This window comes from Micromonospora cynarisoli, from assembly GCF_030518815.1.
Classification (GTDB): Bacteria; Actinomycetota; Actinomycetes; order Mycobacteriales; family Micromonosporaceae; genus Micromonospora; species Micromonospora wenchangensis.
The window spans coordinates 1,760,864-1,775,518 of sequence record NZ_CP130426.1; the positions used below are offsets into that span (position 1 = coordinate 1,760,864).

Sequence of the window (14,655 nt, forward strand, 5' to 3'; positions counted from 1 at the left end):
CCGCGCTGCGGCACCGTGCCGGGAGGGCTTCGGCCGGCGGTTGCCGGGCCCGCTCCTGCGAGTCCGGCGGTCACCGGCCGACCGGTCAACTCGACGTGGTGGCGGGCTCCCCGGCACCGCTCTCCGGGCCGACGGCGACCGGCGTGGCGTGCCGGTCGGCCAGGTGCCGGCGCAGCGACCAGGTCACCGCCGCCGCCCAGAGCGCCGCGACGACCAGGTAGCAGGCGTACCGGACGGCGTCCGGGGCGCCGATCCACTCGCTGCGTAGCAGGGTCCGGATGTTGGTCAGCACGATGACCCCGCCGACGGCGGAGCCGAGCACCCGGGGCGGGACCAGTCGCACCAGCCAGGCGGCGATCGGCGCGGCGATCATGCCGCCGAGCAGCAGCGCGCCCACCCAGCCGAAGTTGATGTTCTCCGAGCCGATGCCGACCAGGAAGCCCAGGCTGGCGGCGACCGCCACCAGGAACTCGCTGGTGTCGATCGAGCCGATCACCCGGCGGGGCTCCAGTCGGCCGCTGGCCAGGATCGCCGGGGTGCCGACCGGCCCCCAGCCGCCGCCCCCGGTCGCGTCGACGAAGCCGGCGACGAGTCCCAGCGGGCCGAGGAAGCGCTTGCGCAGGGGCAGGCCGACCCGGTCGCGGGGCAGCCCGGCGACCGTGAACCGGATCAGCACGTAGAGGCCGAGGGTGAGCAGGATCAGCGACATGATCGGGGCCGCGGTCGCGGTCGACAGGCCGGACAGGAAGGTGGCCCCGGCGAACGCCCCGATGGCGCCCGGCACGCCGACCCGACGGACCACCGTCCAGTCGACGTTGCCGAACCGCCAGTGGGCGGCGCCGGAGACGAGGGTGGTGCCGATCTCGGCCAGGTGCACGGTCGCCGAAGCGCTCGCCGCGCCTGTGTTGAGCGCCAGCAACAATGTGGTGGAGGTCACCCCGTACGCCATCCCGAGACTGCCGTCGACCAGTTGGGCACCGAGGCCGACGAGGGCAAGAAGAAGCAGGCTACGCACAATTACCGCCGATCCGGAAGGGGAATTGGGAAGGCCTGCCCGGCCGGGGCGTACCACCGTCGCGGTGACGGCCGTCCCGGCTGGTCGCGGCCTGTGCAGAGGTCGGTGCTGCCGGAGGAATCGCCCCCGCAGATCGCGTGACGCCGGCGGGTACGACCATCCGGCGGACAGCGCGTGAAACGTTCGTTAAGGGAGTACGTCAACCGTCGTCATGGGGTGGCCTCTTGCCAGCCCAGAGCCGTTATCGGTGACGCCTGCAGGGCTTCGTCGCCCGGTCGGCGGTCACCGCCGAGGTCAGCGGCGGCGGGTGGGACGGACGCGCGGTCGGCAATCAATCCGCGCCCCACCAGGGACTCTAAAGATCGAAACCAATCCCACCTCGCCTCACGAATGCCACAGCTAATCGATGGGTAATGACGGCATGAATACCGATACGGATCTTTGATGTACACCGCAATCGATGGCAAGGCCCGTTCCACATGGTGGGACACAGGAAGGATCGATCTCCACTACCAGGGACTTCACGGGTTACCAGAAAACAGTTTGGAAATAAAACCGCAAATGACTGGACAAGCCTCGGTGCCACGATCTGGTGGCAGCGACGTTGCATCGATGAACATCGTCCCTGCTTAGCCCGACGGCATATCCTGTAGCCTTGGTAGGAAATCTTCAGCCCGAGCCCGCTGATCGTTGGATTTAACCGGGCTGTAACTGGGCGACGTTAGATTGTGACGCAGCGCGACATTGACTGTGGCAAATCAGCACCGCGCTCGCCGGCCCTCTGCCGGCAGATCCCCTAGTCAGCACGCGATCGTTCGCGACCGAAGTGGGAGCCCGATGAGTAGCGCACCGTACACGCGTGACCTGATCCTGGTCGTCAACCCCGTCGGCGTCCTGGAACCCGGCCCACGGATCACGGCCGCCACCGCAGCCGGTGGCGGGCGCGGCATCATCGACCTGACCACCGGCGACGACTGGTCGCTGCGGGCGCTCGCCCGCGCCGCGCGCTGGTCGCCCGCCCCGATCGGCATCCGGGTCCCGGCCGGCTGCCGGGCCACCCCGGCCGAGGTGGAACGCGCCGCCGCCGGCCGGGTGGACCTGGTCGTGGTCGAACCGGCCGGCCCGTGGCCGCTGGCCGAGATCACCGGACGCCACCGGGTGCTGGTGGAGGTGACCAGCCGGGCGGAGGCCCACGCCGCGGCGGCGGCCGGCGCACACGGGCTGATCGCCCGCGGCATGGAGGGCGGCGGCCGGGTCGGCGAACTCAGCTCCTTCGTCCTGCTCCAACAGCTCGTCGCCGACGACACCCTCGACCTGCCGGTCTGGGTGGCCGGCGGGATCGGCCCCCGCACCGCCGGGGCGTGCCTGGTCGGCGGCGCGGCAGGTGTCGTGCTGGACACCCAGCTCGCCCTGATGCCCGAGTCGGAGCTGCCGGCCGACGTGCAGGCCGTGATCAGGCGGATGGACGGCTCGGAGACCGTGCTGCGCGACGGTGTACGGGGCATCCGCCGGGGCGGCCCCCACCAGGGCGACAGCGAACTGCTCCCCGTCGGCCAGGACGGCTGGCTGGCGGCGGCCTTCGCCGACCGCTGGCCCGACACCGCCACCGCCGTACGCGGCATGCGCGCGGCGATGCTCGACGCCGTCGACGGTCCCGACGCCGCCGACCTGCTCCAGCCGCACGCCCCGCTGGCCGAGGCACTCGGGGTACGGGTGCCTGTCGCCCAGGGCCCGATGACCCGGGTCAGCGACGAGGCGTCCTTCGCCGCCGCCGTCGCCGACGGCGGCGCGTTGCCGTTCATCGCGCTCGCCCTCAACTCGGCCGACCAGTGCCGCCGGATGCTCACCGAGACCGCCGCCCGGCTCGGCGACCGCCCGTGGGGAGTCGGGGTGCTCGGCTTCGCCCCCGAGGAGCTGCGCGCCGCCCAACTGGAGGCCATCCGCGAGATCCGGCCCGCCTGCGCGATCATCGCCGGCGGCCGGCCACCGCAGGCCCGCGCCCTGGAGGAGCAGGGGATCAGCACCTTCCTGCACGTGCCCTCCCCCGGCCTGCTGCGCCAGTTCCTGCGCTCCGGCGCGCGCAAGTTCATCTTCGAGGGCGCCGAGTGCGGCGGGCACGTCGGGCCCCGGGCGAGCTTCCCGCTGTGGGAGGCCCAACTGGCGGTGCTCGACGAGTACCTCGACACCGATCCCGCCGCCGGCGTCCAACTCCAGATCTTCTTCGCCGGTGGGGTGCACGACGCCCGGTCGGCGGCGATGGTGGCCACGATGGCCGCGCCACTGGCCCGCCGGGGCGCCCGGATCGGCGTGCTGATGGGCACCGCCTACCTGTTCACCGCCGAGGCCGTGACCCACGGCGCGGTCCAGCCGTTGTTCCAGCGTGAGGCGCTCACCGCGGAGCACACCGCGCTGCTGGAGACCGCCCCCGGGCACGCCACCCGCTGCCTGCACACCCCGTTCGTCGACGACTTCCACCAGCTGCGCACCCAACTGGAGGGCGCCGGGGTGGAGAACCGCGAGGTGTGGGAGCAGTTGGAGCTGCTCAACGTCGGCCGGCTGCGGATCGCCAGCAAGGGCCTGCGTCGCTCCGGCGACGTCGTCGAGGCCGTCGACGAGAACGTCCAGGCAAGCGACGGGCTGTTCATGGCCGGCCAGGTAGCCGTGCTGCGCGACCGCGCCACCACCGTCGCCGAGCTGCACGACGACGTCACCACCGCGGTACGCGGCTTCCACGCCGACCGGCTCGACGCGCTGCGGGCCCGGCTCACGCCGCCGGCCGTCGAGATCGACGAGCCGCCCGCGCCGCTGGACATCGCCATCGTCGGCATGGCCTGCATGCTGCCCGGCTCTCCTGACCTGGACAGCTTCTGGCGTACGGTGCTCAGCGGCGTCGACACCGTCACCGAGGTCCCGGCGCAACGCTGGGACACCGACCACTACTACGCCCCCGAGGTCGGCCCCGGGCAGACCGGCCGGATCAGCGTCTCCAAGTGGGGCGGGTTCATCGAGCCGGTCCCGTTCGACGCCATCGGCTACGGCATCCCCCCGGCCGCGCTGAGCAGCATCGACCCCACCCAACTGCTCGCCCTGGAGGTGTCCCACCGGGCGCTGGTCGACGCCGGCTACCCGTACGACGCACCCGGCGCGGACCACGCCCGGACCGGGGTGGTGTTCGGCGCGGAGGCCGGCAGCGACATGGGACACGCGCAGACCCTGCGCACCATGCTCCCGGCGTACCTGGGTGAGGTGCCCGAGCAGATGCAGGAACTGCTGCCCACGGTCACCGAGGACAGCTTCCCCGGCGTGCTGGCCAACGTGATCGCCGGCCGGGTCGCCAACCGGCTCGACCTGGGCGGGCCCAACTACACCATCGACGCGGCCTGTGCCTCGTCGCTGGCCGCGATGGACGCCGCCTGCAAGGAACTGGTCGCCGGCGACAGCGACCTGATGATCTGCGGCGGTGCCGACCTGCACAACGGGGTCAACGACTACCTGATGTTCACCTCGGCGCACGCGCTGTCCCCCACCGGCCGGTCCCGCCCCTTCGACAGCACCGGTGACGGGATCGCCCTCGGCGAGGGCGTCGCGTGCGTCGTACTCAAGCGGCTGGCCGACGCCGAACGCGACGGTGACCGGATCTACGGCGTGATCAAGGGGCTCGGTGGGGCCAGCGACGGGCGGGCCCTCGGCCTGACCGCGCCGCGCCCCGACGGGCAGCGACGGGCCCTGGACCGGGCCTACCACCGCACCGGCATCTCCCCCCGGGAGGTCGGGCTGGTGGAGGCGCACGGCACCGGCACGGTGGTCGGCGACCGCACCGAACTGGAGACGTTGACCCGGATGTTCGTCGAGGCCGGCGCCGAACCGGGCAGCTGCGCGCTCGGCTCGGTGAAGTCCCAGATCGGGCACACCAAGTGCGCCGCCGGGCTGGCCGGCCTGATCAAGGCGACGCTCGCCCTCTACCACGGCGTCCGGCCGCCCACCATCCACCTGGAACGGCCCAACCCGGCCTGGCACCCGCAGCAGAGCCCGTTCGTGTTCTTCACCGAGGCCCGCCCGTGGCCCGCGCCGGCCGCCGAGCGGATCGCCGGGGTCAGCGCGTTCGGCTTCGGCGGCACCAACTTCCACGTCGTGCTCAGCGCCCACCCCGACGCGCCGGAGCCCCGGCACGCGCAACGGATCTGGCCGGCCGAGCTGTTCTGCTTCCGGGGCACCGACCGGGCCGCCGCCCACCAGGCCGTCCGGCAGCTGCTGGAGAGCCTGGCCGCCGACGCGACCGGCAACCGGGCGGGACGGCTGGCCGAGCTGGCCGCGTCGGTCGCCGCCAGGGCCACCAACCGGCCCGGCACGACTCAGGTCGCGGTGGTCGCCCGCGACCTGGCCGAACTGGAGACCCTGCTGCACCGGGCGTTGGCCGGCGAGCACGACCCGGCCCGGGGCCTGGTCCAGCCGACCGGCGTCGACCCGGTCGGGCCCGGCCAGGTGGCGTTCCTCTTCCCCGGCCAGGGCAGCCAACGCCCCGGTGCCCTCGGGGAACTCTTCGTCACCTTCCCCGAGCTGCGGCACTACCTCGAACTCGACAAGGCCGCCGCCGAGCTGCTCTTCCCGCCGACCGCCTTCGACCCGGACTCCCGCCGCGCCCAGGAGGACCGGGTACGCGACACCCGTACCGCCCAGCCGGTGCTCGGCATAGGCGGCCTCGCCGTGGACCACCTGCTGCGCCGCCTCGGCGTCCGACCCGACATGACCGCCGGCCACAGCTACGGCGAACTCGTCGGGCTCTGCGTCGCCGGGGCGTTCGACGCGGCCACCCTGCTCGACCTGAGCCGGCAGCGGGCGGCGGCCATCCTCGACGCCTGCGGCGAGGACCCGGGCACCATGGCGGCGGTCACCGCCGGCGCCGAGCAGGTCGCCCAGGTGCTCGCCGGGGCCGGCCTGACCAGCGAGGTGGTGCTGGCCAACCGGAACGCCCCGCAGCAGGTGGTGGTCTCCGGCCCGACGGCGAAGGTCCGGGCGGCGGTGGTCGCGCTCAAGGAGGCCGGCCTGTCCGCCCGGACCATCCCGGTGGCCTGCGCCTTCCACAGCCCGGTGGTGGCCGGCGCGGTGGAGACCTTCGCCGAGGTGCTCGCCACCCGGTCGATCGCCGAACCGCGCATCCCGGTCTGGTCGAACCTGACCGCCGCCCCGTACTCCGGCGACGCCGACCAGGTCCGCCACCACCTCGCCGAGCAGATCGGCGCGCCGGTGCGTTTCGTCGAGCAGATCGAGGCGATGTACGCCGCGGGTGCCCGGCTGTTCGTCGAGGTCGGCCCCGGCCAGGTGCTCAGCCGGCTGGTGCAGGCGGTGCTCGGCGACCGGCCGCACCGGACGGTCGCCTGCGAACGCGGCCCGGCCGACGGCCTGCGCGGGTTCCTGATCTCGGTCGCCGAACTCGCCTGCGCCGGCACCCCGGTCCGCACCGACTGGCTGTTCCACGGCCGGGTCGCGGACGGCACCGCCACCACCGCACCCACCCGTCGTCCGCTCTGGACGGTCGACGGCCAACTCGTCCGGGACCAGCACGGCAACTGTCTTCCCGGTGGCATGACCCCTCCCCGACGGATCAAGGAGTTGTCGATGACCCCTGCCAACGGCACCGCCACCACCCCCGGCGCCGCCACCGGCACCGTCAGCGGCCCCGCACCGTCGACCGTCCGGGACCTCCGGACCGTCGACGAGCCCGCGCCGGCCACCGTCCGGGACATCCGGGGCGAGCTGCTCAGCGAGTACCTGCGCACCACGCGGGAGATGATCGCCACCCAGCGGGACGTGATGCTCGCCTTCCTCGGTGACCCCGGGGACGGGGGCAGCCGGCCGTCCGGGGAGCCCACCGGGACGTACCGGGTCGAGGGGTACGCCGGGCCGGCGCCCACGCCGACGCCCGCCCCGACCCCCCGGTCGCTGCCCGCCGCCGCCCCCGCGCAGGCCCCGACGCCCGCCGTCGCCCCGCCCCCCACCGTGGCCGGGGCGAACGGCGGCACGGCGCTGGCCATCGCCCCGGCGCCGACTGTCGCCCGGCCCCGACCGGTCACCCCGGACGTCGTGCCGGTCTCCCCCGCCGTCGGCGGCCCCGTCGCGGCCCCCGCCCCGGTCGCCGCGCCCGCTGCTGCGGTCGCCGTGGTCGCCGCGCCCGCCGGGCCGGGCCTCGCCGAGTTCCAGCAGGCCATCCTCACCGTGATCAGCGAGCGCACCGGCTACCCCGTCGACCTCATCGAACTCGACCTCGACCTCGAAGCCGACCTCTCCATCGACTCCATCAAACGCGCCGAAGTCGCCGGCGAGGTCGCCCAACGCCTCTCCCTCAGCGTCGAAGGCGACGAAAGCGAACTCGAAGACCTCGTCAAAGCCCGCACCGTCCGCGCCATGGTCACCTGGCTCGACCAGAAGATGAGCGGCACCGTCACCACCACCGCCACGCTGACCGCCGCGCTGCCGTCGGGCGACCAGATCGGCGTCACCGCCGCGGACTTCCAGCAGGCGATCCTGGCGGTGATCAGCGAGCGCACCGGCTACCCCGTCGACCTCATCGAGCCCGACCTCGACCTCGAAGCCGACCTCTCCATCGACTCCATCAAACGCGCCGAAGTCGCCGGCGAGGTCGCCCAACGCCTCTCCCTCAGCGTCGAAGGCGACGAAAGCGAACTCGAAGACCTCGTCAAAGCCCGCACCGTCCGCGCCATGGTCACCTGGCTCGACCAGAAGATGAGCGGCACCATCCACGTCTCGGCCGGCACGACCGGCCCGCTGGCGCTCGCCCCCGCCCCGGCGGTGGCACCGCCGGCCGTGGCCGCGCCGGCCGCCGTGCCCGCCGCCGTGCCCGCGCCCGCCGGGGCCAGCCTCGCCGAGTTCCAGCAGGCCATCCTCACCGTGATCAGCGAGCGCACCGGCTACCCCGTCGACCTCATCGAACTCGACCTCGACCTCGAAGCCGACCTCTCCATCGACTCCATCAAACGCGCCGAAGTCGCCGGCGAGGTCGCCCAACGCCTCTCCCTCAGCGTCGAAGGCGACGAAAGCGAACTCGAAGACCTCGTCAAAGCCCGCACCGTCCGCGCCATGGTCACCTGGCTCGACCGGAAGATGAACGCCACCGTCACGGTGACGGTCGCCCCACCGGCCGCCGTGCCCGCCGCCCCGACGGCGAGCGTCGCCGCGCCGGCCGCCGCACCCGCCGTGTCGCCCGCACCGACCGGGGTCGGGGTGGGGATCGCGCCGAAGCGGCTGGTCGCCCGGGAGAGCGTCCAGCCCGGACAGCGCATCGACCCGGGCACGCTCGCCGGGATGCGGTTCCTGATCACCGGGGGCGGACCGGTCGGGGCGTACCTGGCGGAGCTGCTCGGCGCGCACGGCGCCGGCGGCCAGCTGGGGGTGCTCGACAGCGAGCAGGCCGACCAGGGCTTCGACGGGGTGCTGGTGCTCGACGGGCTGACCAACCTCGACGAGCCGCTGCTGCCCGCCGTGTTCCCGCTGTTGCAGCGGGCCCTGGCCGCCGGGCCGCGCTGGCTGCTCGCCGCCGGGGCGCAGGACGTCGCCGGCGCGGCTGACGGCATGCCCGGCCTGTTCCGCACGATCGCCCGCGAGTACCCGGGGCTGACCGCCCGGTTCGTGGCGGTGGACCCGGCGGCGACCCCGGAGCTGCTGGCCCGGCAACTGCTCGACGAGTTGCTCACCGCCGCCGACGCCCCGGTGGTCGCCCGGCGTGGCGACGACCGCTACGTCGCCGACCTGGTCCCGGTCGAGCTGGGCGCGCTGGCCGCCGGGGGTGCCGGACCGGCCGGCGACGGGGTGTCCGAGGCCGCCGCGATCGGGTTGGAACGCGACTCGGTGGTGGTGCTGATCGGAGGGGCGCGCGGCATCACCCCGTGGTTCGCCCGGGCGCTCGCCTCGGCCAGCGGCTGCCGCATCGAGCTGGTCGGCCGTACCCCGTTGCCGTCCGGCCCGGAGGACCCGGAGCTGGCCGCCGCCACCGACCGGACCGCGCTGGTCGGTGTGCTGGCCCGGCGGGGCCTGTCCTCGCCGGCCGAGATCTCCCGCACCGCGCAGGCCGTCCTGGCCGCCCGGGAGGTGACCGCGACGATCGCCGAGCTGACCGAGCTGGGCGGGGAGGTCCGCTACCACGCCCTGGACGTCCGGGACGCGGCGGCGACCCGGGGGCTGCTGGCCGCGATCCACGCCGAGTACGGCCGCCTCGACGGGGTCGTCTACGCCGCCGGGATCATCGAGGACAAGCTGATCGCCGAGAAGGACCCGGCGTCGTTCACCCGGGTCTTCGACACCAAGGTCGACGGGGCCCGGGGGCTGCTGGCCGGTCTCGACGCGCTGCCCGGCGCGCCGCGGTTCCTGGTCTTCTTCGGCAGCATCGCCGCCGCCTACGGCAACCGGGGGCAGGCCGACTACGCGGCGGCCAACGACGCCCTGGACGCCATCGGCACCCGGTACGCGGCCCGGACCGGGGTGCGCACCGTGACCGTCCACTGGGGCCCGTGGGCGCCCGGCGTCGGCCACGGCGGCATGGTCACCGCCGAGCTGAGCCGGGAGTACGCCCGGCGCGGCATCGGCCTGATCGACCCGGAGGAGGGCGCGCTGGCCCTGCTGCGCGAGTTGGCCTGGGCCGACGCGTCGGTCACCTCGGTCGTCTACACCGCCTCCGGGTGGTGAGGGCGTCGATGTGCCGTCCCGCCCCCACCCGCCCCACCCGTCGGAGGAACCGATGAACAACGGTGCCGCTGCGCCCGGCCAGATCGCGATCGTGGGGATGGCCGCCCTGATGCCCTCCGCCGGTGACCTGGAGAGCTACTGGCGCAACCTGATCGGCGGGGTCGACGCGATCACCGACGTCCCCACGCACCGCTGGGACGAGGAGTTCTACGACCCGGAGCAGTCCCACCGGGCCGACCGGATGTACTGCCGGCGCGGCGGGTTCGTCGACGAGTTCGCCACCTTCGAGCCGCTGCGGTTCGGGGTGATGCCCGCCTCGGTGGGCGACATCGAGCCGGACCAGCTGATCACGCTGGAGGTGGCCGCCGCGGCGATCGACGACGCGGGCGGCGGCGACCGGCTCCCGGCGCGCGACCGGATCGGCGTCATCCTCGGCCGGGGCGGCATCCTCAGCCCCGCCCAGGCCCGCTACGCCCAGCGGGTACGGATGTCCAGCCAGGTGGTCAGCATCCTGCGGGAGCTGATCCCCGACGTCGACCCGGCCCGGCTGGAGCTGCTGCGCAAGAAGTTCGACGAGCGGCTCGGTCCGTACCAGCCGGAGGGGACGATCGGTCTGGTGCCGAACCTGGCCGCCTCCCGGGTGGCCAACCGGCTCGACCTGCGCGGCCCGGCGTACACCATCGACGCCGCCTGCGCCTCCTCGCTGATCGCCGTGGACCAGGGCATCACCGAACTGCTCAACGGCCGGTTGGACGCGGTGCTCGCCGGTGGCGTGCACCACGTGCACGACATCAGCTTCTGGTCGGTGTTCAACCAGCTCCGGGCACTGTCGCGGCGGGGCGAGATCCGACCGTTCGACGCCGCCGCCGACGGGCTGCTGATCGGCGAGGGCACCGGCGTGGTGGTGCTCAAGCGGTACGCCGACGCGGTGCGCGACGGCGACCGGGTGTACGCGGTGATCCGGGGCAGCGGGGTGTCCAGCGACGGCAAGTCGGCGAGCATGTTCAACCCGGCGGTCTCCGGGCAGGTGCTGGCGATCCGCCGGGCCTGGGAGTCCGCCGGGCTCGACCCGACCGCCCCGGACGCGTTGGGGCTGCTGGAGGCACACGGCACCGGCACCCCGACCGGGGACGCCGCCGAGCTGACCACGGTCGCGCAGGTGTTCGGCCCGTACACCGGTGGGCCGCGCCCGGTGATCGGCTCGGTGAAGTCGATGATCGGGCACACCATGCCGGCCGCCGGGGTGGCCGGCCTGATCAAGGCGGCGCTCGCGGTGCACCGGGGGGTCCTCCCGCCCACCCTGCACTGCGAGACACCGCGCAAGGAGATGGCGGCGACCCGGTTCGCGCCGATCGACACCGCCCGGCCCTGGGAGAGCGACGGCCCGCGCCGGGCCGGGGTCAACGCGTTCGGGTTCGGCGGGATCAACGCCCACCTGATCATCGAGCAGGCCCCGGTGTCGGTGGGTGAGCCGGTGGTGGGGCTGACCGCACCGGCCGCCGGCCGGGCCGTGGTCGACGAGCCGGACCAGGTGCTCTGGCTGGCCGCACCGGACCCGGCCGGGCTCGCCGACCTGCTGGACCGCGACGACCAGGAGGTACGCCGGATCGGCGTCGAACTGGCCGCCCGTTGCGGCGGGGACGCCCCGCCGCAGACCCGGCTGGGCATCGTCAACCCGACGGACAAGCTGCTCGCGGTGGCCCGCAAGACGGTGGCCCGGGGGCAGGCGTGGCGGGGCGGGCGGGACATCTGGTTCAGTCCCCGGCCGCTGCTCGGCGCGGGGGCGGGCAGGCTCGCCTTCGTCTTCCCCGGCCTGGAGGCGGAGTTCGCCCCCCGGACCGCCGACCTGGCCGCCCACTTCGGCCTGCCGGACCGCGAGTGGTCCGCCGCCGACCTGGGCCGGCACGGCGCCGGCCTGATCGAGGTGGGCAAGCTGCTCGACACCGCGCTGGCCCGGATCGGGGTACGACCCGACGCGGTCGCCGGGCACAGCATCGGCGAGTGGACCGCCGCCGCGGTCAGCGGCCAGATCAGCACCGCCGCAGTGGACGAGTTCCTCGACCTGTTCAACGCCGACTCGGTGGAGGTCTCCGGGTACGTCTTCGCGGCCGTCGGGGCCGGCGCGGACCGGGTCGCCCCGCTGCTCGGCGACTATCCGGGAGTGGTCCTGTCGCACGACAACGCCCCGGCGCAGTCGGTGGTCAACGGCCCGGAGCCGCAGGTCGACCGGCTCGTCGAGGCGCTGCGTACCCGCAACGTCCTGTGCCAGAAGCTGCCGTTCCGGTCGGCGTTCCACACCCCCGCCTTCGCCGACGGGCTCACCTCGATCGGTGCCGCCCTGGGCCGCTGGGAGGTGCACCCGACGCGGATGCCGGTGTGGTCGGCGACCCTGCACGCGCCGTTCCCCGCCGACGAGGAGGAGGTCAACCGGATCTTCGTCCGGCACATGATGGAGCCGGTCTGGTTCCGGCAGACCGTCGAGGCCATGTACGCCGCCGGGTTCCGGGTGTTCCTCCAGGTCGGCGCGGGGCAGCTCGCCTCGCTGATCGGCGACAACCTGCGCGGGCGCGAGCACCTGGCGATGCCGGTGAACACCGCGCACCGCAGCGGGTTGAACCAGTTGCGCCGGGTCGCCACCGCCCTGTGGGTGGAGGGGGCGGCACCGGACCTGGGCGCGCTGTCCGCGCGGGGCACCGCAGCGCTGGCGGCCACGACCGGTCGTACCCCGGCCGTGGCTGGTACGGACGGCCCGGCGAAGGCCGCGCGACGCGGGCCCCGGGTGAAGCTCGACCTCGGTGGGCCGCTGGTCCGTCTCGGCGCGGACGCCGCCGGCCTGCTCGGGGTCACCGTGTCCGACGGGTCGGTGGCCACGCCCGTCGCCGGTGACGGCGTCGCCCGGCCGGTCGCCGCCGGGGCCGGCCCGACCCCGGTCGCGGCAGCGCCGCCGGTGACCCGGCCGGCGGCCGTGCCGACGCCCGCCGCCCCGCCGACCGCCGTGCCGACGGCGACCGCCGCACCGGCCGCCTCGCCGGTGCCGGCGGCGCGGGCGGCCGGGCAACCCGGGGTGGCGCAGCCCGCCGCCGCACCGTCAGGTGGCCCGGCGGCCGCGCTGGACGCGCTGCACCGGCTCGCCGGCGGCTCCAGCGCGGCGGCCGAACTCGCCGCCCTGCTGAAGGAGAACACCCGGGGCACGGGCACGGCGCGGGCGGCCACCGTCGGCAACGGCACCGCGACCCCGACCCGGCCCGCCGCGCCACTGGCGAGGCCGCCCGTCACCCAGGCGGCGACGCCGCCCGCGACGGCCCGCCCGACCGGCGCGGCCGGTACGGAGGTCGGCCGGATCACCAGGCGGATCTCCCTGGACACCATGCCGTACCTGCTGGACCACTGCTTCTTCGTGCAGCCCGACGACTGGCCGGACCCGGAGGACAGGTGGCCTGTGGTGCCGGCGACCGCGCTCGTCGCGCACATGATGGAGGCGGTGGAGCAGCTCGTGCCCGGCGTCCCGGTGGTGGCGGTGCATGACGCGAAGTTCAACAGGTGGCTGATCGCCGAACCGGCCACCGACGTGGAGATCGTGGTCCGCACCGCCGGCCCGAACCGGTACGCGGTCGCCTTCGCCGGGTACGCCCGCGCGACGATCGAGGTCGGCACGGCCTACCCGACGCCGCCGCCGGTCTGGACCCACGACCCGGCCACCGAACGCCCGCCGACCCTCGGCGCCGCCGAGATGTACGCGGAGCGGCTGATGTTCCACGGCCCGCAGTTCCAGGGCGTGACCGAGGTGCACGCGCTCGGCGACATGCACGTACGCGGCGTCGTCACCGCGCCGGTGCCGCCGGGGGCGCTGCTGGACAACGCCCTCCAGCTCATCGGCAACTGGCTGATCACCACCCAGCCGTTCCGCACGGTCGCGTTGCCGGTGGGGCTCGGTCAGGTGCGGTTCTACGGCCCGCCGCCGCCGGCCGGCCGGGCGTTCGAGTGCGTCGCCCGGGTCCGCGCCATCGACGACGGGAAACTCGTCGCCGACACCCAGCTCAGCTACCAGGGGCGGGTGTGGTCGGAGATCGAGGGCGCGGTGGACCGCCGGTTCGACAGCCACCCGCAGGCCCGGGTGGCGGAGCGGTTCCCCGAGCGGCATCCGATGTCGCTGTTGCAGCCCGAGGGCTGGACGATGGCGTTCGACTGCTGGACCGACCTGGTCACCCGGGGCATGGCCGCCCGGGGCATCCTCGGCGGGGCCGCCTACGCCGACTACGAGCGGCAGCCGGCCAAGACCCGCAAGCAGTGGATGCTCGGCCGGATCGCCGCCAAGGACGCGGTACGGGCCCGGCTGTGGGAGGACGGCCACACCGACATCTACCCGATCGAGCTGACCGTCGGCAACGACCCGGACGGCCGGCCGTGGGTACGCGGACGGCCCGGCCGGGGTCTCGGCGACTGCGACGTCTCCCTGGCGCACTGCGCGGAGATCGGGGTGGCGATCGCCCGGCGGCGGGCGTCCGACGCGCCGGCCGGCGGCCCCGGGGTGGGCATCGACGTCGCGGAGGTCACCGACCACCCGGAGAGCACCCTCACGTTCGCCCTCACCCCTGCCGAGCTGACCCTGCTGGCCTCGCTGGCCGGCGGGAACGTCGAGGCCCGACGGTTGTGGTTCACCCGGTTCTGGGCCGCCAAGGAGGCGGTCGCCAAGGCCGAGGGCACCGGACTGGACGGCTCGCCGCGCCGGTTCCGGGTCTACTCGGCCACCGACTCGGGGCTGACCGTCGAGATCGGCGGTCGGGCGTACCGGGTCGGCCACCGGGACGTCGCCAACCCCGAGGACCTGCCGCCCCGCCGGTACGTCGTCGCCTGGACCTGGGGGCCGGAGCCGACGCCCGCCACCCCGCCCGGGGTGTCCCGGCCGTGAGCCGGCACCCGGCACGCAGCACCGCCCAACCCAT

3 protein-coding genes are annotated in these 14,655 nt (G+C 74.4%); 2 read left to right on the forward strand and 1 reads right to left on the reverse strand.

Translation table 11 applies throughout. The features are described from left to right. Positions 1-85 precede the first annotated feature (85 nt). The gene (locus tag Q2K16_RS07305; protein ID WP_302744318.1) at positions 86-1,015 is read right to left on the reverse strand and encodes a sulfite exporter TauE/SafE family protein; all 930 of its coding nucleotides are present in this window, start codon (positions 1,013-1,015) and stop codon (positions 86-88) included. 837 nt (positions 1,016-1,852) lie between these two features. On the opposite strand from Q2K16_RS07305, the gene Q2K16_RS07310 reads away from it, so the two are divergent. Beyond that, on the forward strand, positions 1,853-9,712 hold the full coding sequence (locus Q2K16_RS07310; protein WP_302744319.1) for a type I polyketide synthase: 7,860 nt from the start codon (positions 1,853-1,855) through the stop codon (positions 9,710-9,712). A gap of 52 nt (positions 9,713-9,764) precedes the next feature. Further along, positions 9,765-14,621 carry a type I polyketide synthase gene (locus Q2K16_RS07315; RefSeq protein ID WP_302744320.1) on the forward strand — a complete coding sequence of 1,619 codons (4,857 nt, stop codon included), beginning with the start codon at positions 9,765-9,767 and terminating at the stop codon, positions 14,619-14,621. The last annotated feature ends 34 nt before the right edge of the window (positions 14,622-14,655 follow it).